The 22,455-nt window shown below is 37.1% G+C and carries 20 protein-coding genes; 17 read left to right on the forward strand and 3 right to left on the reverse strand.

The window, feature by feature from the left end:
* Positions 1 to 322 precede the first annotated feature (322 nt).
* Both FD31_RS10635 and FD31_RS10640 read right to left on the reverse strand, forming a co-directional pair.
* Entirely contained in the window at positions 323 to 1,162 is an 840-nt protein-coding gene (locus FD31_RS10635) for an undecaprenyl-diphosphate phosphatase (RefSeq protein ID WP_057892761.1), read from the reverse strand.
* Between the two features lie 128 nt (positions 1,163 to 1,290).
* Positions 1,291 to 2,307 (reverse strand): lactonase family protein, encoded by a 1,017-nt coding sequence (locus tag FD31_RS10640; protein ID WP_057892762.1) that lies wholly within the window; start codon positions 2,305 to 2,307, stop codon positions 1,291 to 1,293.
* Positions 2,308 to 2,383: 76 nt separating this feature from the next.
* Here FD31_RS10640 and FD31_RS10645 point away from each other — a divergent pair, with 76 nt between their 5' ends.
* The 14 genes from FD31_RS10645 (at position 2,384) to FD31_RS10710 (ending at position 18,586) form a co-directional block, all read left to right on the forward strand.
* Complete coding sequence (locus FD31_RS10645; RefSeq protein WP_057892763.1) at positions 2,384 to 3,592, forward strand: AI-2E family transporter; 1,209 nt, start codon at positions 2,384 to 2,386, stop codon at positions 3,590 to 3,592.
* Between the two features lie 182 nt (positions 3,593 to 3,774).
* On the forward strand, positions 3,775 to 4,284 hold the full coding sequence (trmL, locus tag FD31_RS10650; RefSeq protein ID WP_057892764.1) for a tRNA (uridine(34)/cytosine(34)/5-carboxymethylaminomethyluridine(34)-2'-O)-methyltransferase TrmL: 510 nt from the start codon (positions 3,775 to 3,777) through the stop codon (positions 4,282 to 4,284).
* 12 nt (positions 4,285 to 4,296) lie between these two features.
* Positions 4,297 to 4,755, forward strand: a complete 459-nt coding sequence (locus FD31_RS10655; protein WP_057892765.1) for a DUF1149 family protein — start codon at positions 4,297 to 4,299, stop codon at positions 4,753 to 4,755.
* Between the two features lie 426 nt (positions 4,756 to 5,181).
* Entirely contained in the window at positions 5,182 to 7,581 is a 2,400-nt protein-coding gene (locus FD31_RS10660) for a DNA translocase FtsK (protein WP_057892766.1), read from the forward strand.
* Positions 7,578 to 8,852 (forward strand): EF-P 5-aminopentanol modification-associated protein YfmF, encoded by a 1,275-nt coding sequence (gene yfmF / locus FD31_RS10665; protein ID WP_057892767.1) that lies wholly within the window; start codon positions 7,578 to 7,580, stop codon positions 8,850 to 8,852. The genes FD31_RS10660 and yfmF overlap by 4 nt, the downstream gene beginning before the upstream one ends.
* A 1-nt stretch (position 8,853) precedes the next feature.
* Entirely contained in the window at positions 8,854 to 10,092 is a 1,239-nt protein-coding gene (gene yfmH, locus FD31_RS10670) for an EF-P 5-aminopentanol modification-associated protein YfmH (RefSeq protein ID WP_057892768.1), read from the forward strand.
* A gap of 3 nt (positions 10,093 to 10,095) precedes the next feature.
* The gene (ymfI, locus tag FD31_RS10675; RefSeq protein ID WP_057892769.1) at positions 10,096 to 10,818 is read left to right on the forward strand and encodes an elongation factor P 5-aminopentanone reductase; all 723 of its coding nucleotides are present in this window, start codon (positions 10,096 to 10,098) and stop codon (positions 10,816 to 10,818) included.
* Between the two features lie 65 nt (positions 10,819 to 10,883).
* Positions 10,884 to 11,735 (forward strand): helix-turn-helix domain-containing protein, encoded by an 852-nt coding sequence (locus tag FD31_RS10680; protein ID WP_057892770.1) that lies wholly within the window; start codon positions 10,884 to 10,886, stop codon positions 11,733 to 11,735.
* A gap of 203 nt (positions 11,736 to 11,938) precedes the next feature.
* Positions 11,939 to 12,523: a CDP-diacylglycerol--glycerol-3-phosphate 3-phosphatidyltransferase gene (pgsA, locus tag FD31_RS10685; RefSeq protein ID WP_057892771.1), complete on the forward strand. Its 585-nt coding sequence runs from the start codon at positions 11,939 to 11,941 to the stop codon at positions 12,521 to 12,523.
* A gap of 23 nt (positions 12,524 to 12,546) precedes the next feature.
* On the forward strand, positions 12,547 to 13,086 hold the full coding sequence (locus FD31_RS10690) for a nicotinamide-nucleotide amidohydrolase family protein (RefSeq protein ID WP_057892772.1): 540 nt from the start codon (positions 12,547 to 12,549) through the stop codon (positions 13,084 to 13,086).
* An 88-nt stretch (positions 13,087 to 13,174) separates the two neighbouring features.
* Entirely contained in the window at positions 13,175 to 14,284 is a 1,110-nt protein-coding gene (gene recA, locus FD31_RS10695; RefSeq protein ID WP_057892773.1) for a recombinase RecA, read from the forward strand.
* Between the two features lie 150 nt (positions 14,285 to 14,434).
* On the forward strand, positions 14,435 to 16,000 hold the full coding sequence (gene rny, locus FD31_RS10700; RefSeq protein WP_057892774.1) for a ribonuclease Y: 1,566 nt from the start codon (positions 14,435 to 14,437) through the stop codon (positions 15,998 to 16,000).
* A 595-nt stretch (positions 16,001 to 16,595) separates the two neighbouring features.
* On the forward strand, positions 16,596 to 17,681 hold the full coding sequence (locus FD31_RS10705) for a glycosyltransferase family 4 protein (RefSeq protein ID WP_057892796.1): 1,086 nt from the start codon (positions 16,596 to 16,598) through the stop codon (positions 17,679 to 17,681).
* A 140-nt stretch (positions 17,682 to 17,821) separates the two neighbouring features.
* Positions 17,822 to 18,586, forward strand: a complete 765-nt coding sequence (locus tag FD31_RS10710; RefSeq protein ID WP_083483653.1) for a helix-turn-helix transcriptional regulator — start codon at positions 17,822 to 17,824, stop codon at positions 18,584 to 18,586.
* Between the two features lie 442 nt (positions 18,587 to 19,028).
* Here FD31_RS10710 and FD31_RS10715 read toward each other — a convergent pair whose 3' ends face one another.
* Positions 19,029 to 19,667 (reverse strand): YigZ family protein, encoded by a 639-nt coding sequence (locus tag FD31_RS10715; protein ID WP_057892775.1) that lies wholly within the window; start codon positions 19,665 to 19,667, stop codon positions 19,029 to 19,031.
* 30 nt (positions 19,668 to 19,697) lie between these two features.
* On the opposite strand from FD31_RS10715, the gene FD31_RS10720 reads away from it, so the two are divergent.
* The 3 genes from FD31_RS10720 to hpf all read left to right on the forward strand — a co-directional run bounded on the left by FD31_RS10720 (position 19,698) and on the right by hpf (position 22,330).
* Positions 19,698 to 21,008, forward strand: coding sequence for a DEAD/DEAH box helicase family protein (locus FD31_RS10720; RefSeq protein ID WP_057892776.1), 1,311 nt, complete (start codon positions 19,698 to 19,700; stop codon positions 21,006 to 21,008).
* Positions 21,009 to 21,301: 293 nt separating this feature from the next.
* On the forward strand, positions 21,302 to 21,685 hold the full coding sequence (locus tag FD31_RS14415; RefSeq protein ID WP_235805357.1) for a ComF family protein: 384 nt from the start codon (positions 21,302 to 21,304) through the stop codon (positions 21,683 to 21,685).
* Between the two features lie 96 nt (positions 21,686 to 21,781).
* Positions 21,782 to 22,330 (forward strand): ribosome hibernation-promoting factor, HPF/YfiA family, encoded by a 549-nt coding sequence (gene hpf, locus FD31_RS10730; protein ID WP_057892778.1) that lies wholly within the window; start codon positions 21,782 to 21,784, stop codon positions 22,328 to 22,330.
* Positions 22,331 to 22,455 lie beyond the last annotated feature (125 nt).

Raw genomic sequence — 22,455 nt, forward strand, 5'->3', positions numbered from 1 at the left:
TAACTTGATTATAAAATTTGCCTACGATTTATTTTTCTTAATGGAGAATCTTAATCATAAAGTAAAAAATATTGCGGAATAATCTAGTCGTAGGGGGTAAATGATTTAACCTGCAGTGAAGGTGGTGTTAGGGCGGCGGTTTTTGCCGTTCTTACAGCACGGACGTCTTTTGAAATTCGCGGGTTTTGCAAAGTTCAAAAGCGAGGTACCAGACCTTGGCTGGGACCGGTCCACACAGCAGGTTAAATCATTTGCCACCGGAGACGGCATAATTAAAGATAATAAAAAATCCAGATAACCTGAAAGATTATCTGGATTAAAATTAAGCAACCATAGCTTTGATACCAAAGTAAGCAATTACGATGATAGCTAAAATAATTCTATACCAACCAAATGCCTTGAAGTCGTTACGTTTAATATAATCAAGTAAGAACTTGATTGAAGCGTAAGCAACGATAAATGATACTAAAGTACCAACAAGTAAGATGATTGTTTGACTACCAGTGAAGACATTGCCCTTCATGAAGTATTTTACGATCTTCAATAAACTAGCACCAAACATTGTTGGGATAGCCAAGAAGAATGAAAATTCTGTGGCGACGAATCTTGATGTACCAACAGTCATACCACCCAAGATAGTAGCTCCGGAACGTGATGTACCAGGAACTAGGGAAAGGACTTGGAAGAGCCCAATTTCTAAGGCAGTTTTGTATGAAAGACTTTCGAGATCAGCTGTTTGTGGACGTTTGTCCTTAAGCCAATTTTCGACAACGATGAAAAGAATACCGTAAATTAACAATGTGGCAGAAATAACTTGCCAGCTAGTTAGATGAGCATCCATCCAGTCGTTTAAAGGTAAACCGATAATTACTGAAGGTAAGATAGCGACTAAAACTTTGAACCAAATACTCCAAGTTTGACTCTTCTCACGGTGATTTTTCTTAGGTGAGAAAGGGTTCAACTTGTGAAAGTAAATAAGGATAACCGCTAAAATGGCACCGAATTGAATAACTACCATGAACATGTTGATAAAAGCTTTTGATTCGTTCAATTTAATGAATTCATCAGCTAAATACAAGTGTCCAGTAGAACTGATAGGTAGAAATTCAGTAAAACCTTCGATGATACCAAGGATGATGGTTTTAATAATTTCAATGAACATGACTACTCTCCTGCATTAATAAAAGTTGAAAGCCGTCTCCAGAGCTAAGAGAATTCATCTGCTATGCGGGCAAAAATCTCTCACAACCGGAAACGGCAAATTTAACTTTCGATTGTTAAAATTTAAAGCTAGATAAAGTGTACACAAGTACACTCGGGAATAGCAATATTATTTTCCAATTTGGTCAAGATTCCCTTGTTAGGATTACGCTTGAAAATAGACAAGTCGTCTGAATCTTGATTGGCAGAGATGACATATTTTTCAGATGGATCAAGGTCAAAATCACGAGGTCCTTTACCTGTTGCAACTGTACCAAGTTTCTTGAGACGGTCACCGTCTTTGTCAACACTGAAGGCCATAATAGTATCAGCACCACGAGTTGAAGCGTAAAGGAACTTGCCATCTTTACTAATTCTAATTGCGGCAGTCGTGTTCTTTTGTTCATCTTTAGCAGCGTCTGCTTCATCAACTAACGTTAGGCGAGCTGATTCTGCATCATATTTCATAACAAGAATCTTGGATGATAATTCACAGGCAACATAGACATATGGTTTAGTAGGATTAAAGACTAAATGTCTAGGAGCATAACCTGATGGAGCAATGTAATTGTTCATCAATTTTGGTTCTTTGGGATTGTCGATATCGTAAATATAAATGCGGTCAGCACCGTAATCACAAATAATCAATTTTCCATCTGGTGTCAAAGCGCTAAAGTGAGGTTTTGATTGGTCTTGTTCAACACGAGGACCATGACCTTCAAATTTAACTTCTGAGTAGTGTTCAATTTTACCATCAGCTGTTAAATGGTCGATTTTAACTTTGCTCAAGTGGAAGTAAGCACTAAAAATTAAATTACGACTTGGGTCAAATTTAACGTATGAAGGTGAAGTTGTTTCAGAAAAATCTTCGTCCAAAAGTTTTGGCTCGTCAGTCGAAATATCATAAACTACGATACCGCCACGGTCATCTTTTTTTGCGAGGGCAATCAATTTCATATCGTTCGTTACATCAATGTAAGTTGGTCCATTCAATTCAACTAGGACTTTAGGGGTAGTTAGTTCACCATTATCAGAATTAAATTCTGCGGAATAAACGCCTTTACCGGCTTTTTTGGTGTAACCACTAAAGAGAACCTTTTCAATCATTATCAATTCCTCCAAATAATATATAGTATTATAATATACAGTATAATCTTACTAGAAAATTTTTGGGGAGCAGTCTATGAAAGAAACGCCAGAGAGAAAAAAAAGTTGGTTTTACAAATGGTTTCTCAATAATCAGCTGACGGTAGTTTTGATTAATATATTTTTGGTATTTTTGATTATTTTCTTATTTTCGAAAATCAGTTTTGTTTTCAAACCAGTCGATCAAATTTTAGGAATTACGATGCCACCAGTTATCTTAGCTTTGGTGTTATATTATTTGATCAATCCACTGATCAATGTTTTGGAAAGTAAATTCCATGTTAATCGAATACTTTCAATTACCTTTGTCTTTATCATTATTTTGGCACTATTGATTTGGGGCGTTATGTCCTTGATTCCGTTCGTACAAAGCCAAGTTGATTCATTAGTCAAAAATTGGCCACAGTATTGGAATTCTTTGAATAAGAGTCTACAAAATATGTTTTCTGATCCGAAGTTGCATCTTGTTAAAGAACGTCTAGTAGAGACGAATGCTAGTGTTACAAAGAGTTTTGAAAAATCGATGGACCAGATTTTACCACAGACGATGAACAATATTAGTTCAGCTGTCAGTGTGTTGACGAATGTTGTGATTATTTTAATGACAGCTCCATTTATCTTATTCTTCATGTTAAAAGATGATAAGAAATTCAAGGAATCGATTATCAAGTTTATGCCTGACCGTATTAAGACTTCAGTGGGCGATATGTTGTCCGAAATTAGTCAATCATTGAGTTCATATATTACAGGTCAGTTGACAGTTGCCTTCTGGGTGGCAGTCATGTTCTTCGTTGGGTATCTCATTATCGGTCAGCGTTACGCTTTGATTTTAGGTATCGTTGCAGGTATTTTGAACTTGATTCCTTATATCGGCTCAACATTGGCCTTGGTACCTTCACTAGTCATTGCGGCGTTCATTGCGCCATCCATGGTCTTAAAAGTTTTAATTGTTTTCGCAGTTGAGCAGACCGTTGAAACACGTGTTATCTCACCAATCATTGTGGGTAATAAGATGCAAATGCATCCTGTAACGACGATTTTAGTTTTGTTAGTTTCTGCAGGTATGTATGGACTTATCGGTATGATTGCAGGTATTCCAATCTTTGCCATTTTGAAGATTATCTTTACAAGAATTTTCAATTGGTTCAAACGTAATTCAACTTGGTATACTGAAGAAGAATTGCTGGAAACAAAAGAAGTTGATGAAGCTGAAGACACAAATAATTCGGAGAAAGTTCATAAATAATTCAAAATTTCATTGTATAGACCGTATATATCGTATATACTAGCTAATGAGTTTTGTGGTTATTTGTTTTTCTCAGGAGTGATTTTGACAAAAGCAAGTAAACAAGAGGCTATACTAGCGCATGTCCTTGCTGTGGTTATCACCGAGGAGATGCGCTTTTTTAATTTTAAGGAGAATAGATAATGACTAATCATATTGCATTGTATGAACCATTGATGCCAGCCAATACTGGTAATATTGCTAGAACTTGTGCAGGTACGAATACTAAATTGCACCTTATCCGTCCACTCGGATTCAATACTGACGATGCACACATGAAACGTGCAGGCTTAGATTATTGGAATAAAGTAGACATTACTTATCATGACAATTTGGATGCCTTCTTAAAATCAATTCCTGATGACAAGTATCTCTATTTGATCACAAAGTTTTCTGATAAAATTTATAGTGACCAAGATTTTAGCGATACATCAGTTGATCACTATTTCTTGTTTGGTAAAGAAACAACTGGTTTACCTGAAGATTTCATGCGACGTAATCCAGAAAAATGCTTACGTATTCCAATGAGCGATAATATTCGTGCGTTGAATTTATCCAATAGTGCAGCTTTAGTAATTTATGAAGCCGTTCGTCAACAACATTTTGCTGGACTAGAATTAAGTCATCATTATGAACACGATAAATTAGATTAGGGGAAAAAGAATATGAAAATTAATAAAGGTGAAGTTACAGTTCAATCATTTCATTACGATGTCGAAGCACCAACAGCCGATACGAAGACTGATTTGAATATTAATATCGAACATCCTGGTTTAAAGGATGAAAATGGTCAACTTTTACCCGAAGATGAAGGTAAAATTCTCCAAGTAGTCGTTCCTTTTGAAATTCATATGGAAGATGCACCATTCAAAGTTTCCGGACTAATCGGCCAAGTCGTTCAACCAATTGGTTTCCACGGCGAAATCCAAGACTTAGATGCCAAACAAGTCCAACAATTGTCACGCCCAGTTGTTGAATACATCGAAACGTTAACATATCAAGTAACTAGTGTTACATTGAATCATGGCGTTTCACTCAACTTTACTAATAATGCTGAGATTACACCTAATGAAGCAGTTGAAGAGTTGAGAGCTGAAGAATCAAAAAATAAAGAAGATAAATAAAGTATTCTATTTATAGAGCAGAGAAAATATACTTGTGGTGTCAGTTAATTTGTCACCATCAATTTCAATAACAAATTCGGAATAACTGAATATGGCCTCGTTCGTCTTCGGAAATTTAGAGTTTGAAAAGACTTCAGTCGGAGGAATCGAGAATAGTTACTGGCTGTGAAAGTGGTGTTAGTACGGGTGGGTTTCCCGTGCTTACAGCACCGGGCGTGTTTGGAGACTCGCTTGCGAGGCTTCAAACCGAGGTCTGAGACCTTGGCTCAGACCGGTCCGCATAGCCAGTAACTATTTCTCGATTCTGGAGACGGCATATTTAACTAACAATATATAAGATATAAACAGTCCAGTTGGGCTGTTTTTTTTAAGGCTCAAAAAAGGTATAATTTTAGATGATTACTTTTAAACTCATGTGAGGTACTTATGGTTAGAAAAAAGGCAAGTGCAACGCCTAGAAAGAGAAAAAAAACAGTTGATAATTCACGGCTGATTCGCTCATTAGTCAGTTTGTTGTGGATTATTCTGTCGGTTTTAGGACTATTTAAATTCGGCATTGTCGGTAAAACATTCGATAACTTATATCGTATTTTTGTCGGCGACAGTTATCCGGTCTTGTTGATTGTCAGCATCTTCATTGGTGCCGTTATAATTGCCACAGGACGAATACCCGTTATGACGCCGAAACGTAGTTTTGGACTATTATTCATATATTTAGGATCATTAATTATTTTACATGGCATCTTCTTTTCCAGTATGTCTCTGTATCACAACTATAATCTCGTCACATGGAACACCCTAGCTGCCGATATGACGCAAGTCTCAGTTGATGGCTCAGTCGGTGGAGGAATGATTGGCTCGTATCTATACAGTTTCTTCATGCCAATGTTCTCAAGTATTGGAACTTACTTTGTGACAGCATTGATTATTTTTATCGGTGTCTTGATGTTATTTAATGTCACGATGAAACAAGTTTCAATTGTAACGACAGACTTGCTAGTTAAATGTAAACATTTGGCTCTTAAGTTAAAGGATATTATTTCAGGTCACTACAATAATTACGTTGATAACCGCAAAACGCCTCGTCAAAAGACTGCGCCAACGGCAAAATCAACGTATGAAGCGCCTGAAGTTACTCGTGATGGCAGTAAGATTGCCGATGGCTTAGGTAGTTTTCAAAGCCATGATGAGACACCAGAGGAAGATTTCAAGATTGAAGGTGTTCCTCAAGCTAGTCCGACTGTAACGCCTGAGGTGGACGATACGAAGACTGCTGACGTACTGTCGAAGCCTTATGGGATTGATGGGACGAAAGATAAGGATTTGCCTGACCCGGTTAGTTCTAAAAAGACTGAGGGTACAGTTAATAATGATGATTACAAATTACCAACGACTGATTTATTGAAACAAGTTCCACAAACAGATCAAACGTCTGAAGTACATTTGATTGAGGAAAATAAAGATAAATTGCGTCAGACCTTTAAGAGTTTTGGGGTTGATGTAGAAGTTAAGAAAGCTAGTTTAGGACCTACAATTACTAAGTATGAAGTTCAACCAGCTGTCGGAGTCAAGGTAAGTAAAATTGTTAACTTGGCTGACGATTTAGCGTTAGCTCTAGCAGCGAAAGATATCCGTATTGAAGCGCCGATTCCTGGGAAACCATTTGTCGGAATTGAAGTTCCTAACAAGACTACTTCAACGGTATCGTTTAGAGATATTACTGAGCGTCAAAAAGATAAGACACATCCATTGGTCGTACCACTAGGTAAGGATGTTTCAGGTAATATTATTGAAGCTGATATTACCAAGATGCCCCATTTACTAATTGCGGGTTCAACTGGTAGTGGTAAATCTGTCGCTATCAATACGATTATTACTGGTATCTTGATGAAAGCTAAACCAAATGAAGTGAAATTGATTTTAATTGATCCAAAGATGGTTGAGTTGAATGTTTATAACGGTATTCCGCAGTTGTTGATTCCGGTTGTAACGGATGCTAGAAGAGCAGCTGGTGCTTTGCAAAAGGCTGTTAAGGAAATGGAACGGCGTTATAAGCTATTTGCTGAAACGAGTCATCGTAATATTGGTGAATATAATGATGATGTCGATAAATTCAATAAAACAGCAGCTGACGAGGATAAAATGGAACGTTTGCCATATGTCGTCGTTATAGTCGATGAGCTATCTGACTTGATGATGGTTGCTGGACATGAAGTTGAAGCAGCTATCGTTCGGTTGGCCCAAATGGCTCGTGCGGCTGGGCTACACATTATTATCGCGACGCAACGTCCATCTGTTGATGTTATTACAGGTTTGATCAAAGCCAATATTCCTTCAAGAATTGCTTTTGCCGTTTCAAGTGGTGTCGATTCACGAACGATTCTTGATTCAGTTGGAGCTGAGAAACTGCTTGGTCGTGGTGATATGTTGTTCCAACCAATTGGTAAGAGTAAACCAGTTCGACTTCAAGGAGCTTATATTTCTGAATCGGAAGTTGAAAATGTGGTTAAATTCGTTAGTGAACAGCAACAAGCTGAGTACGATGAAGATATGATTCCAACCGATGTTGATGAAGGCGGATCAGACGGTGATAAACCAGAAGATGAATATTGGGAAGATGCGGTTGAATTGATAGTTAAACAACAATCAGCCAGTGTCTCCATGCTTCAAAGACGGTTTGCGATTGGGTATAATCGTGCTGCCCGAATGGTTGACGAGATGGAAAATCGGGGTATCGTAGGACCTTCAGAGGGAAGTAAGCCTCGAAAAGTATTAATAACCCCCGAACAGCTTGAAACAATTAGAAAAAATCAGGTGAAAAATTGAGAAAAACACTAGCAAAGAATATTTTCTTAAATATCAATCCCATTAAAAAGTTTCGTACTATCAAGATTCAAGTCGATTTTCTACGTCCTTTAAACAAGGAAGAGACAACAACACGTCGCTTATTGGCTAATGTAATGTCGAACTCAACAAAGGATTATCCTAGTTTTCGGGCGATAAATGACCGAGAAATGGAACTTTATGGATCAGAGATCAACGTCTATACGCGCAACTTGCTTAACTTTAATGATTTAGCATTCAGTGTGGAATTTGCTGATCCTAATTTCTTAATTGATGGCAAAACACAGTTGAAAGATAATTTAGATTTATTAGGCGAGATAATTTTTAAACCTAATTTGGCAGGAAATCAGTTTGATGAAACAGCATTTGAGACAGAGAAACGTAATTTGATGTCAAATTTAATGTCGATTCAAGATAATCAAGATTTGGTTAGCTCATTAGGCTTAGCCAAATTGATTTATCGTGATAATCCCGATCGTCAGGTACCAATTTTTGGTAGCATTGAGGAATTGAAAGACTTAACTAATGCTGATCTATTGAAGAGTTACCAAGACGTAATCAAAAACGATACTGTGGTGATCAACGTTGTAGGTAATGTTGACGAAAATGAATTCTTAGCCGAATTGAATGACAGTATTTTCAACACGGAATTGCAAAATGATCGGCAAGATTTAACGATTAAATTTGAAAAATTTGATAATTTAATTGTTAATCCTGCTAGCCAAATCGATCATAAACATTTGAATCAAAGTCGAATTGCCTTAGCCTATGCTACAAAGGGAGTTTCAAAGGACTTCAATCGTTTAGCTCCACAAATTATGAACTTGATTCTTGGTGGCGATGATCAATCACAACTCTTTTTACAAGTTCGTGAAAAGAACAGTTTGGCTTATTCTGTCTCGAGTACGTATCAACCCATCAGTCATTTAGTTATGATTCAAGCCGGTTTAGATGCGGATTCAGTTGATAAGGCGTTAGATTTGATAAATCAACAAATCAACTTTATCAAGCAGGGTCAATTCACCGATGCTCAAGTTGAACATGCGCAAAAAGTAATGTTGACGCAACGCAAGATTTCCAGTGATACGATTCAGCATTATATTATGCGCAGTATTTGGGAGACGGTTTATCCAAAGACACTCTTAACTGATGCTCAGTTTGAAGCTGAATTGAGTAATTTGGATAAGAAACACATTGCAAGTGTAGCTGACCATATGCACGCAATTGCTCAGTATCAATTGATTGGAGATTAGGATGACAGAGAAATTAGAGAAACAAACGAAGAAATTAGCTAATGGCTTGCAAATCAGTGTTGTTCCATTAGCAGGTTTTAGCCAAGTTTATGGCTTAGCTATGACTAACTTTGGTTCCGTTGATACTAAGGCTGGCACACAGACGTTGCCTGCAGGGATTGCACATTTTATTGAACATAAATTATTTGCTAAACCTGATTATGATATTTCAGAGAAATTTGCCAAGTATGGGGCTAATTCGAATGCGTACACTAGTTACACTAAGACTGGTTACTTGTTCCAGACGTTAGAGAACCCATATGACAATTTAAAAGTGTTATTAGATTTGATTCAACATCCTTATTTCACTGAAAAAAATGTGGCGTCCGAACGCGGTATTATCGACCAAGAAATTCAGATGTATTTGGATATGCCAGAGTGGGTCTTAGAACAACGCATTCTCAGCCAACTTTATCCAAATGATCCAATTGCAGAAGATATTGCTGGGTCAACAGCTTCGTTACAACAAATCAATAATCAAAACTTGCTTGAAACATATCGTCAAAACTATCGTCCGGACAATATGAATATTGTCTTAGTTGGTGATGTTGAGTTCGAAAAAGTTGAAAATATTATTGAGAATTCTGATTTTCATACGATTGACCAACCATATGTTAAAACATTCAATCAATTTGAGCCAATTGGTCAAGGTGGTCAAGAAAAAATGGATATCACACAAGCTCGTTCAGCTTATGGTATTCGTATTGATACCCAAATGACGGGCTATGATTTAGTTAAGAAACAATTTGAACTAAATATGGTTATGGAAACATTGATTGGTGAGTCATCGAAAAATTATCAAGAAATGAGCCGTTTAAATTTGATTGATGATAGTTTTTCTTATAATGTTGTTGCAGAAAATAACTATTGTTTTATCATAATTAGTGGGTCTACTAATAATCCTGAAAAATTTCAAGAATATTTGCATAATCATCTTTCTTATAAGGAACTCAAGGATGTTTTGTCGGATGCTAAATTCGAACGTATTAAGCGTGATGCAATTGGCTCATACTTATTTGCTCAAAACTCACCTGAGGCGATTGCCAATCAAATGGCTGAATTATATTTCTATGATGTCGATTATTTAGAATTGATTCATATGATTGATTCAATCAGTAAGGATGATGTTTTAGCAATTTCTGACAAGTTTTTACAAGACGATAATTGTACCTACTATAATCTTTTGCCAAATGGGAAGTAGAAAATGTACGCATTAGTAATGGGCAGTTCTGGCGATATTGGAACTAGTACTGCTAAGAATCTAGCTGAAAAGGGTTGGTCATTGTACCTGCATTACAATCGTAATCGGGAACGAATTGATGAACTGCGAACGGAATTAGTGGCAAAGTACCCCAAACAAGACTTCATACCAATTAAGTTTGATATGGAACACGACAAGGTTGAAGATTTGACGAAACAAATTTTTGGCCTTGATGCAGTTGTCTTTGCGCAAGGGAATACTTACTACAAGTTATTAGTTGATATCTCCGAAGAGGAAATCGACTCGTTGTGGAATATCCACGTTAAATTACCAATTTTGATTTTGAAACAGTTACAAGATAAATTAGCCAAGACTCATCACGGTCGAGTCGTTTTTATTGGTTCAATTTATGGCAAAGTTGGTTCAGCCATGGAAGTGGTTTACAGTACCGTTAAAGGTGCGATGTCTTCATTTGCGGATGCGTATGCTAAGGAAGTTGCTTCATTGGGCCTATCGGTCAATGTCGTAGCTCCTGGTGCTGTCAATACGAAGATGAATACACAAGAATTTTCGAGTGAAGATTTGGCAAGTGTTAAGGATGAAATTCCAGCTGACCGGCTGGCGAATCCCGATGAAATAGCTGATTTAGTCAGTTATCTCGTTAATATAAAATCAAATTATCTGACAGGACAAACAATTTATTTTGCGGGTGGCTGGTTACTATAAGGTCGCTAGTAGTTGGATAATAATATATGTTATACTTAGAAAAATTAGTTAATCGGTGGTAAATAATGGACGAAATTGGCCAAAAGTTAAGAAATGCTCGTATCAAAAAGGGTTACACAATTGATGATTTACAACAGATCACCAAAATTCAAAAAAGATATTTAATCGCTATTGAAGAAGGTCAATTTGATCACCTTCCTGGTGATTTTTATGTTCGAGCTTTTATCAAGCAATACTCTGATGCCGTTGGTATCTCAAGTGATGACTTGTTGGAAGAATATAAGGCAGATATTCCTAATTCTCAACCAACACAAGAATCTACGCCTGAAGAAACAAAAACTCGTACTATTAAAGAAGAATCAAACTCATTCTTCTCTAACCTAGGTAACTATATTCCTCAAATCGTTGTTGGTATTGTAGTCCTGGTTATTATTGGTGTAATTGCCTTTGGTATGGTACATCGTAATCAAAACGCTTCAAGCGTAACGATTCCTAAGGACAATACAACACAAACAACTAAGAAAAAGAGTACTAAGAAGACCACAACAGCTAAAAAGACAACAACAAAGAAAGCTGCTGCGAAGACTTCAAATGAATTGACAGTTAAGGAATCAAGTACTGAAGGTACTTATTCAATTACTAATGCTCCAACTAGCGGTGTAAAAGTCGTTGTTGAAGGTAGTGGTGGTCAAGCTTGGGTTCAATTCAGCGAAGGTTCAAATACTACTTGGCAACAAGCTTTGAGCTCTGGCGAAAAGAAGTCAACGACTGTACCAAGTGATACAACAACATTCACTGTTCAAACTGGTAATGTTACAAACACTAAGGTGACAATTGACGGTAAAGCCGTTGATTTGTCAAAAGTCCAAAGTGGTAGCACTATTGTTCGAACTTTGACATTTAATATTGAAAAATAAAATAATGGGTCTGGGACAAATATATTTTTGCCTTTAAACATGCAGCATAAACGTGGAACAAAACATAGCTTTTTCCGCTTAAACCAAACAAGACTAGCAATCCATCGGATTACTAGTCTTGTTCGCCTTAATGCTCGAAAGCTGACCATGTTTTGTCCCACTCTCATTATTTTGTCAGAAAACAAATTTTGGAGGATGTTTTAATGGTTTGGAATGTACCAAATAAACTCACAGTGTTACGAATTATTTTAATTCCAGTTTTCATTATTTTATTAGCATTTAGCTGGTCAGGTTTAGGTGATATCTACGTTGCCAATGATTTGATTCCAATGAATCACGTTCTAGCAACGGTTGTTTTCATCGTGGCTTCATTAACTGATTTACTTGACGGTAAAATTGCTCGTAAGTACAACTTAGTCTCTAACTTCGGTAAGTTTGCCGATACATTGGCTGATAAAATGCTCGTTATGACGGCCTTTATTTTCTTAGTAAGTTTCAAAATGGCTCCAGCTTGGGTTGTTGCAATTATCGTTTGTCGTGAATTGGCCGTAACTGGTTTGAGAACGATTGTATTGGAAGTCGGTGGTACTGTAATGGCCGCTCAAATGCCTGGTAAAATCAAAACAACAACACAAATGCTCGCAATTATTTTCTTATTGATGCACAATATTTTCTTCTCAGCCATCAATATTCCTATCGGAGAGATTTTCTTATATATTTGTTTGATCTTCACAATTTACTCTGGTGCTGATTATTTCTGGCAAAGTCGTGAAATTTTTAAATCATAATACGTAGTTTGAAAGTGAGAGCAATGAAAGATATAGCTGAAATTTTTAAAACTGTTGAAGTAGCTGATTTTGAAAACGGTCTGCCTGCTGAATATGCAAATTTTTCAACACAGACAGTGGATTTGTTAAAGGAAAAAGAATTGAAGATAACTGCAGCTGAAAGTTTAACTGCAGGGATGTTTCAGGCAGCTGTTGCGTCTGTTCCAGGAGCTTCTAATGTCTTTGACGGTGGTTTTGTAACATACGCTGATGAGGTTAAAATTCAGCTCTTAGGGATGGATCCACAGCTGATTGAACAGTTTACGGTTGTCAGTACACCAGTTGCCCAAGCAATGGCTAAATTGTCTGCTAAGAAGTTATCAGCAGACATTGGAGTTGGTTTTACGGGCGTAGCGGGTCCTGATTCATTAGAAGGAAACCCCGTTGGAACAGTCTTTATCGGCGCTTATAACGGTACAAACAACGAAGAAATAGTCAAAGAATTTCATTTCACAGGTTCCAGACAAGCAATCCGTGAAAAATCAGTTCTTTGTGGATTTGCTCTCGTTCAAGAAATTATATAACGAACAAACATTTGTTCGCTTTTTTCTTGCTTTTTTGATGAATTACTAATAATATATCTAGTGATGAATGCATTAGGAGGAAATCGATTTGGCTAAAGATGAACGACAAAAGGCTTTGGATGTAGCCTTAAAAAAGATTGAAAAGGATTTTGGTAAAGGTGCCATTATGAGAATGGGTGATGATCTTAACACCCAAATTTCAACTGTTTCCACTGGTTCACTAGCCCTTGATAATGCTCTTGGTGTTGGTGGATTTCCACGTGGTAGAATCGTTGAAATCTATGGACCTGAAAGTTCTGGTAAAACAACTGTTGCTTTGCACGCTGTTGCAGAAGTACAAAAACAAGGTGGTACTGCCGCTTATATTGATGCCGAAAATGCGATGGATCCTGCATATGCTACTGCTTTGGGTGTTAATATTGATGACTTATTGCTATCACAACCTGATACTGGTGAACAAGGTCTAGAAATTGCTGATGCCTTGGTATCCAGTGGTGCTGTTGATATCGTCGTCGTCGATTCAGTTGCTGCATTGGTTCCACGTGCCGAAATTGAAGGTGAAATGGGTGATGCCCATGTTGGTCTACAAGCTCGTTTGATGTCACAAGCTTTGCGTAAGCTTTCTGGTTCAATCAACAAGACTAAGACAATTGCACTTTTCATTAATCAAATTCGTGAAAAAGTTGGTATCATGTTTGGTAACCCTGAAACAACACCAGGTGGTCGTGCTTTGAAGTTCTACTCAACAATTAGACTTGAAGTACGTCGTGCTGAACAAATCAAAGACGGTTCTGATGTTATTGGTAACCGTACTAAGATTAAAGTTGTTAAGAACAAGGTAGCTCCTCCATTTAAGGTTGCCCTTGTTGATATCATGTATGGTAAAGGTATTTCTCAAACTGGTGAATTGGTTGATATGGCGGTTGATAAGGATATTATCGACAAGTCCGGTTCGTGGTACTCATACGGTGATGAACGTATTGGTCAAGGACGTGAGAATGCGAAGACATACTTGGCAGAGAATCCTGAAAAAATGGAAGAGATCAAGAAGAAGGTCCGTGATGCTTATGGCATGGATGGCAAACCAGAAGAGGAAGCTGCAGATAAAAAAGAAGCAGATAAATCCGATGATAAAGCTAAAGATGACGATAGCAATATCGATTTAAATCTTGATTCTGATAAAAAAGAAACCGAATAAACAAAAAAAGAGGCTGATTAAGTCTCTTTTTTTCGTTTTATTTGGTTGACAGGCAATATTTATTCTATAATATTAAGTTGTATGTAAATATTCTGTAACATATGTGTTTTACAAACAAACTATTTTAAAAGCAAACATGGAGGTGATGGCATGTATCCTGCTATCATAACCTTCTCTTTCGCTATAGTAACATTAATCGTAGGTGTTCTTTTCGGATATGCTCTCTGTAAAGACGCGTACGAGAAAAAACTTTCACAAGCAAAACAAACTGCTGCGGATATCGTTTCAGACGCTAAAAAGGCTGCAAAGTCTCTTAAAAAAGAAACTTTGCTGGAAGCCAAAGATGAGATTCATCAATATCGTGAGAAACAAGAAGATGAATTGAAGGAACGTCGTCGCGATGTTCAGAAACAAGAGAATAGAGTTCTCGAACGACAAGACATTTTGGATAAAAAAGACCAATCGCTTGAAAAGCGTGAGGAAAATATCGAAAATAATGAGAATAATATTTCAGCACGACAACATAAACTTGATGAAAAAGATAAACAATTGACTGATACTCTTAAAGAACAGCAAGCGGAGCTGACTAGAGTAAGTAACTTAACTCGTGAACAAGCAAGAAAGATAATTCTTGATAAATTGAACAAGGAATTAGTCCATGAACGTGCCAAGATGATTAAGGAAAGTGACGAACAAGCTAAACAACGTTCTGAAAAAGACGCTAAGGCATTAATCGTTGCTGCTATCCAAAGAAGTGCAGCTGATACAGTTTCTGAATCAACTGTCACAACCGTTACATTGCCTAATGAAGACATGAAGGGGAGAATCATTGGCCGTGAGGGTAGAAATATCCGTACTATTGAAGCGCTTACAGGTGTTGATTTAATTATTGACGATACTCCTGAAGCAGTCGCTTTGAGTGCTTATGATCCTGTCAGACGAGAAATCGCCCGAATGGCTTTGGAGAAATTAATTGAAGATGGTCGGATTCATCCAGCACGTATTGAGGAAATGGTTGATAAGTCCAGAAAAGAAATGGACGACCATATTCGTGAAGTCGGTGAACAAACTGTTTATAGTTTGGGCATTAGCTCCATGAACCCTGATTTGATTAAGATTATTGGACGAATGGAATATCGTACGAGTTACGGTCAAAATGTTTTGAATCACTCAATTGAAGTAGCTAAATTATCCGCTGTAATGGCTGCTGAACTGGGTGAAGATGTTATGTTAGCAAAACGAGCAGGTTTATTACACGATATCGGTAAAGCTATCGATCGTGAAGTTGACGGATCACACGTTGAAATTGGTGTTGATATCGCAACTAAGTATAAAGAACCAGAAGTAGTCATTAATACGATTGCTTCACATCATGGGGATGTAGAACCAACATCATTGATTGCGACAATCGTTGCTGCGGCTGATGCTATTTCAGCATCACGTCCTGGTGCTAGATCAGAGTCGATGGAGAATTATATCCACCGTCTTGAAAAACTAGAAGAGATTGCCAACAAGCATGAAGGTGTTGATCATAGTTATGCAATTCAAGCTGGTCATGAGATTCGTGTCATGGTTAAACCAGAGGAAATTTCTGATGACCAAGCTGCAATTTTAGCTCGTGATATGAAAGGTGAAATTGAAGATAACCTTGAATATCCAGGTCATATTAAAGTTACAGTTGTTCGTGAAATTAGAAAAGTTGAATTAGCGAAGTAATTATTGAGGGGTGTATCTAAGCGGTACACTCTTTTTTATTTCTTTTTCTTAAATATGCTGTGAAGCTGGTAATAGGGCCGCCTCCAGAAGCAAGAAATTTAGGTCGCTGTGGGGACCGATTGGAGCCAAAGAGCGGTCTCCATTCTCGATTTTGAACCTCGCAAAACCCGCGAGTTTCAAAAGTCGTCCCGTGGTGTAAGGGATAAAATCCCTAACGCCACCTTCACAGCGACCTAAATTCTTGCTTCTTCCGGCTAGTTCATTCTTTGTTTGGAATCAATAGTAAATAAATTGGAGTATTACAGCTTAGTTAATTTTGAATCCTTCAATCTTTAGTTAGATAGTTTGAATTTTTTTTAAATATAGTGGATTTATTTTAGGAACATAGAGATGATTTAAGTTGCTAATAAAGATTAATCGTCATAATATTGCGCAAATCTTTTGATATTTTTGATTTAGGATAATAATCGCTGTAATTGCGAGAGAATAAACCTTTTAGCGTAATTTTCAATAAGGGACTAACTAGCACCATGGGTATAGATATTGTATAATTGTTTTTATTAATGGAAAGTGAGTTTTTCTAAAAATGTCGGGTATGTTTAGTGTAATAGTAAAATTATTTTTAACGATGATTCTATCGGCTGCAATAACTCCTTTTGTAGTGAAGTTGGCCTATATTTTAGGAGCTGTGGATAAACCAAATGCTCGGCGAGTAAATATTAAGCCAATGCCTACGATGGGTGGGCTGGCTATTTTTATTGCGTTTAACTTTTCAACGTTCGTCTTATTACGTGAACAATTCCCAACACATGAGTTGTTCAGTGTGTTCTTGGCTGAATGTATCATCATTTTGACTGGGATCATTGATGATATTCGCGAGTTATCACCGAAAGCTAAACTAGCTGGTATTTTAGCTGCAGCCTTGGTGATTTATTTCTTAGCCGGAATCAGGATGAATGAAGTAACGTTGCCAATAATCGGTTCGTTTGAATTAGGTTGGTGGAGTTTGCCAATTACGATTATTTGGATTATTGCCATTACTAATGCGGTCAACTTGATTGATGGGCTAGATGGATTAGCCACTGGGGTTTCAATCATAGCGTTGTTCACAATGGGTGTTATGGCCTACTTCTTCTTGAATATGACAAACGTCTATGTTGCTATTTGGATTTTTGCGATGGTAGCGGCCTTAGTTGGCTTCTTACCGCACAATTTCCATCCAGCTAGCATCTTCTTGGGTGATACAGGTTCGTTATTTATTGGCTTTATGATGGCAGTCTTCTCACTAAAGGGTTTGAAGAACGTTACATTTATCACCTTATTAATGCCTGTTGTTATCATGGGTGTGCCAATTACCGATACTGTTTATGCAATCTTGAGACGACTTCTGAATAAAAAGCCAATTATGCAAGCTGATAAACATCATTTGCACCACAGATTGATGCAATTAGGTTTATCACATCGTCAGACAGTATTAGTTATTTATGGTTTATCATTAGTCTTTGCCTTTATTTCAATGCTTTATCCACTATCAACTTTGTGGGGTAGCGTGTTATTGACTATTGGTGTCTTGTTCGGTTTGGAACTTTTCATCGAATCAATCGGGTTGTTAGGAGACAATCGTCAGCCACTATTAAAGGCTATTCAAAAATTTGTTAAACGATTAGAAAAGAAAGATTAGCAAGCGTCGTTATAGCGCCTGCTTTTTTTGTACTCAGAGTTAATTCCACAACCGATAGACCTTGAATCTATTGAGTTCCACATTTGGTGGGTGGTATATATAAAGCAACACCTTTTAAATACAAATTGAGGAGCACAGAAATGGAATTAAGTGAGCAATTAAAGAAGTATCGTAAACAAGAAAATTTAACGCAGAAACAATTAGCTATGAAGTTGAATGTTTCAGATAAAACAGTTTCGAGTTGGGAGACCGGCCGAACTTATCCCGATATTTCTTTGTTGATCAATCTCAGTTCTATCCTGAATGTTTCCTTAGATGAATTTTTAAAGGGGGATACGGGAACAGTGGAAAAAATTGATAAAGATTTGAAGTTGAAGAGAACTTATAAACACTTGTTGATTGTAATTGGAGTGTTGTTTGTTATTTTAGGTGGCGGATACGTCTTCTTGTCACAATATCAATATGAAAATGAGTTAGTTGACCGATTCAATCCATTACTTAAAACCCGGATTGGTTATGCAGCTTTACCAACTGAAAAGACAGCCGCCGCTTCAGACTATACAAAGGTGGAAACTAGTTCGAAAGAAAAGAAGAAGGCTTTAGGATCACCGTTCAAAAATATGGTTGTAACAGATGACGCATGGGGAACCTCGTCGTTTCTAACGTTTTACGGCGGACTGCCACCAGTTGATAAACCTTATGCGATGGTTGAACACCGGGGGATATATGTTTCTAGAATTAATTTTGTTGACTGGGAATCAATTCCAACGGGAATTCGTAATAATATGTTTAAGGATTATTCAAAATATCGTGGGATGTACAGTCAGTCGCAAAGAGAGCAGAAATCGATGAAGGGAAATTATGATTATAAAACCTTTATTATGAATGTCGGTAAGTATGAATAAAGAATTATGCAAAAAAACACCTCCTAAAAAGTGAATTAGACTTTTTAAGAGGTGTTTTTTGAACTTTGAGATTTTGAACTGAAGGTTGAAAGTTAAATATGCTGTGGAGATGGTTATAGACCGCCTCCAGAAGCAAGAAATTTAGGTCGCTGTGGGGACCGCCGAAAGCCAAGGTCTTTCGGCTCGATTTTGAACCTCGCACAAAACGCGAGTTTCAAAACTCGTCCCGTGGTGTAAGCGCTAAAGCGCTAACGCAACCTTCACAGCGACCTAAATTCTTGCTTCTTCCGGCTAATTCATCCTTCGTTTTTGATTAAACGTAAATAAATTGGAGTATTACTGTTTAACTTGATTATTTTTTCGTCAATAATATTTAGAATATCAAGACTTAAAGTATGTTTTGATTCTTTCAACCTTTAGATTTTGAATCTAAACTTGTTGTTTAATTTGCTTCGATAGGAACTTGTTTATATTTTTTCTCAGTTTCTTTAATGATAATTTGATTTTGAAAGAGATCTTTGATGTTTTGAATACTCTCATCAACATTAGTTAAATCCAAATAGATTTCACATTTTACATCAGCAGTAAATTGCTTGTTTTCCAAGGTGATTTGTTCGTTACGAGCATAGTTATCGAATTTGTCGAACATGTGATAAGGGATGGTCAATTCAAAACCTTGTTGAATTCGATTTTCGACCAAACCGATCTCCTTAACTGCTTCAGCGGTCGTTGACGAGTAAGCTCTGATTAAACCGCCAGCACCTAATTTGATACCACCAAAATAACGAGTAACGACGACAGTGACGTTTTGGAGGTCTTGTTGCTGTAATACATTAAGAATCGGAGACCCGGCTGTACCGCTAGGTTCACCATCATCGGACATCCGTTCAATTTTGACATTCTCAAGTACGATAAACGCTGTACAGTTATGTGTTGCACCAGATTCTTGCTCACGGATTTTTTGAATGAATTCGTTAGCTTCTGCTTCAGAAAAAGTCTGAGCGATGTGTGCGATAAAACGGGATTTTTTGATTTCCTTTTCGTGACTGCCTGTTTTGGCAATTGTTTTATAATTTTGCAAAGAGTGTCTCTCCTTTACGTAGTATTTAGTATGGATAATTTAAATGAATATTTAGGTGGACGAATTATCAAGACCACCGACCTCAAACCTGAAACTTTAATGTATTTGCAGAATTGTGGTGGTGAAATCGTTGCGGCCACGTTTAAGAAAAATGATAAACTATTTTGTCGTCGTTGCCTAATGGAGATTAAAAAGTTGCCGATTAAGTTTCAATATTGTCGTAATTGTATCAATTTAGGCAAGATTCAGATAGACGAGCAGTTACTGATTACGCCGACAAACCTCAATTTCCCACAGCAGGAGGATTATTTAGTTTGGGACGGTCAATTGACTACTAATCAAACTAAAGGTGTGAGAGAGCTGATTTTAGCCTTTCAACAGCATTGTGATCATCTAGTCTGGGCAGTGACTGGTGCAGGCAAAACAGAAATGATTTTCCCCTTGATTGAACAAGTTTTACAACAAGGTCAACGTATTGCTATTTGTTCACCTCGAGTCGATGTTTGTATTGAGTTGTTTCCACGGATTCAAAAAGTTTTTCCTAAAACGACTGTGGGTTTATTTCATGGTCGCAGCGAAGAGCCATATCATTTAACCCAAATTATGTTAGCAACAGTTCATCAACTGATCCGTTTTGAAAAAGCCTTTGATGTTCTGGTGATTGATGAAGTTGATTCTTATCCGTTAGCTGGCAATCAGATGTTACACCATGCAATTAAGAAGGCTAAAAAGGATGTGGGGATGATTGTCTATTTGTCAGCAACGCCACCTAAAGAATTGTTAACGCAAGTAAAACAACAAAAAATCTCAATCACTCGATTATATCAAAGGTTTCACGGTCACCCTTTACCGGAACCACATTGTCATCTGTTGTTGAAACCAACGCAATTTTGGAAAATCAATCCTCGTTTAAGGTTATTGTTGAAGCGATTAATAAAAACCAAGCAGCGTTTCATGTTGTTTTTTCCACAAATTCCCGCTATGAAACAATTTGCTAAGCAATTAAAGAAATTATATCCATTATTAACATTTGTCGATGTTAGTTCAAAAGATGATCAACGTTTGGAAAAAGTTCAACAGTTTCGAGAACAAAAGGTTCAAGGTATCTTAACGACGACTATTTTGGAGCGAGGGGTAACTTTCAAAAAGATTATGGTCATAGTTTTAGACGCACAGGCTAAAGAATTCTCTAAAACAGCATTGATTCAAATAGCTGGTCGGGCAGGAAGGGGTAAAGATTCTTATGACGATCAAGTTCATTTTTATTATCAAGCTTACAATCAACAAATTCGTTTGGCATGTGATGAAATCCGTTATTTGAATCAGCAAGCAAAAAAATGAAATGTCTCAATTGTGGTAATGCTATAAATAATAATTTGAAAATAAAAGAAATATTTCTATTTAAAGAGATAGTGCCTAATTATATTTGTAATTTATGTCGCCAAGAGTTGGCGCCCTTAGCTGGTAGGAATAATTGTCCACGATGTTCAAAGCCCGAAAGTGAGGGGATTTGTTCAGATTGTCGCATGTGGGATGATAAATCCGGTATTATCAATTGCCATCAGGCTTTGTTTGAGTATAATCAGTTCATACACAGCTACTTCAAGCTGTATAAGAGATATGGAGATGTCTTGTTGGCACGATTATTTTATCAAGATATAAAGAACTGGTCATTACGAAATCACTTTGATGTAGTTACGTATATTCCTGCCAGTAAAAGTCATCTTCAAGCACGCGGATTTGATCCTGTTTATGAATTATATGCCGATATTTTTGATCTTCAGTCGCTTTTGATTAAGGTTGACGCCGATAAACCACAAGCACAGAAGAATCGTAATGAGCGTTTGCGAACCCCACAGACTTTTTCGGCTTTGCCAGCGCTAAATCAGATTCAAAAAGAAGCTAGGATTTTGATATTGGATGATATTTATACGACTGGACGTACTTTAATGCATGCTCATGATATATTTTTGACGGCTGGTTTCCAAAAAATTTCCACATTTTCACTATCTAGGTAATGGAAACGTTGTCATATTGGCATAAGAATATTATAATTACACTAAAGAGATGTAAGAACACTCTTTAATTTCCTATCGTCGGAAGGAGAGATTATTATGTTAACTATTAATGTACGTGGTGAAAATATTGAAGTAACTTCATCAATTCGCGAATATGTCGAAAAAAGAATTTCCAAGATGGAAAAATATTTCAGTGATGAAAGCAATCCCATTGCTCATGTAAACTTGAAAACATACCCTTCAAAAGGTACAAAGGTTGAAGTAACAATTCCATTACCATACATCACATTGAGAGCTGAAGAGCTTAACGATGACTTGTATGCCGGAATTGATCTTGTTGTTGACAAGCTTGAAAGACAAGTTAAGAAATTCAAGACACGTGTTAACCGCAAGAGCCGTGAAGGTGGCAGTCTAAAGGATATTCCTTTAAACGACATCACACCAGATGACACAGATGAGGATAAGTCACAAATTGTTAGAACAAAGCGTCTATCATTGAAGCCAATGGATGCTGAAGAGGCTGTTCTACAAATGGAAATGCTTGGCCACGAATTCTTCATTTTTGAAGATTCAGAAACAAACGGAGCCAGCATCGTATACAAACGTAACGATGGCAAGTATGGTTTGATTGAAACAAACGAATAAAAAAATAAATATTAAAGCTGAGGTAGCCTTGCTGCCCCAGCTTTTTTGTGTCTCAAAACTCCTTTTGTAAAGCATTCTTAACACAAGAATCTGAAAAATGGTGTATCATTGTAATCCTGAAAAGT

Source organism: Companilactobacillus nantensis DSM 16982 (assembly GCF_001435815.1).
Classification (GTDB): Bacteria; Bacillota; Bacilli; order Lactobacillales; family Lactobacillaceae; genus Companilactobacillus; species Companilactobacillus nantensis.

What these genes read in the sequence shown, in the direction of transcription:
- FD31_RS10640 (WP_057892762.1), bottom strand. Translation starts at nt 2,307, where the DNA reads ATGATTGAAAAGGTTCTCTTTAGTGGTTACACCAAAAAAGCCGGTAAA.
- FD31_RS10635 (WP_057892761.1), bottom strand. Translation starts at nt 1,162, where the DNA reads ATGTTCATTGAAATTATTAAAACCATCATCCTTGGTATCATCGAAGGT.
- pgsA (WP_057892771.1), top strand. Translation starts at nt 11,939, where the DNA reads ATGGTTTGGAATGTACCAAATAAACTCACAGTGTTACGAATTATTTTA.
- rny (WP_057892774.1), top strand. Translation starts at nt 14,435, where the DNA reads ATGTATCCTGCTATCATAACCTTCTCTTTCGCTATAGTAACATTAATC.
- FD31_RS10645 (WP_057892763.1), top strand. Translation starts at nt 2,384, where the DNA reads ATGAAAGAAACGCCAGAGAGAAAAAAAAGTTGGTTTTACAAATGGTTT.
- yfmH (WP_057892768.1), top strand. Translation starts at nt 8,854, where the DNA reads ATGACAGAGAAATTAGAGAAACAAACGAAGAAATTAGCTAATGGCTTG.
- FD31_RS10720 (WP_057892776.1), top strand. Translation starts at nt 19,698, where the DNA reads ATGGATAATTTAAATGAATATTTAGGTGGACGAATTATCAAGACCACC.
- FD31_RS10705 (WP_057892796.1), top strand. Translation starts at nt 16,596, where the DNA reads ATGTTTAGTGTAATAGTAAAATTATTTTTAACGATGATTCTATCGGCT.
- ymfI (WP_057892769.1), top strand. Translation starts at nt 10,096, where the DNA reads ATGTACGCATTAGTAATGGGCAGTTCTGGCGATATTGGAACTAGTACT.
- FD31_RS10655 (WP_057892765.1), top strand. Translation starts at nt 4,297, where the DNA reads ATGAAAATTAATAAAGGTGAAGTTACAGTTCAATCATTTCATTACGAT.
- FD31_RS10710 (WP_083483653.1), top strand. Translation starts at nt 17,822, where the DNA reads ATGGAATTAAGTGAGCAATTAAAGAAGTATCGTAAACAAGAAAATTTA.
- FD31_RS10660 (WP_057892766.1), top strand. Translation starts at nt 5,182, where the DNA reads ATGGTTAGAAAAAAGGCAAGTGCAACGCCTAGAAAGAGAAAAAAAACA.
- FD31_RS10690 (WP_057892772.1), top strand. Translation starts at nt 12,547, where the DNA reads ATGAAAGATATAGCTGAAATTTTTAAAACTGTTGAAGTAGCTGATTTT.
- FD31_RS10680 (WP_057892770.1), top strand. Translation starts at nt 10,884, where the DNA reads ATGGACGAAATTGGCCAAAAGTTAAGAAATGCTCGTATCAAAAAGGGT.
- hpf (WP_057892778.1), top strand. Translation starts at nt 21,782, where the DNA reads ATGTTAACTATTAATGTACGTGGTGAAAATATTGAAGTAACTTCATCA.
- trmL (WP_057892764.1), top strand. Translation starts at nt 3,775, where the DNA reads ATGACTAATCATATTGCATTGTATGAACCATTGATGCCAGCCAATACT.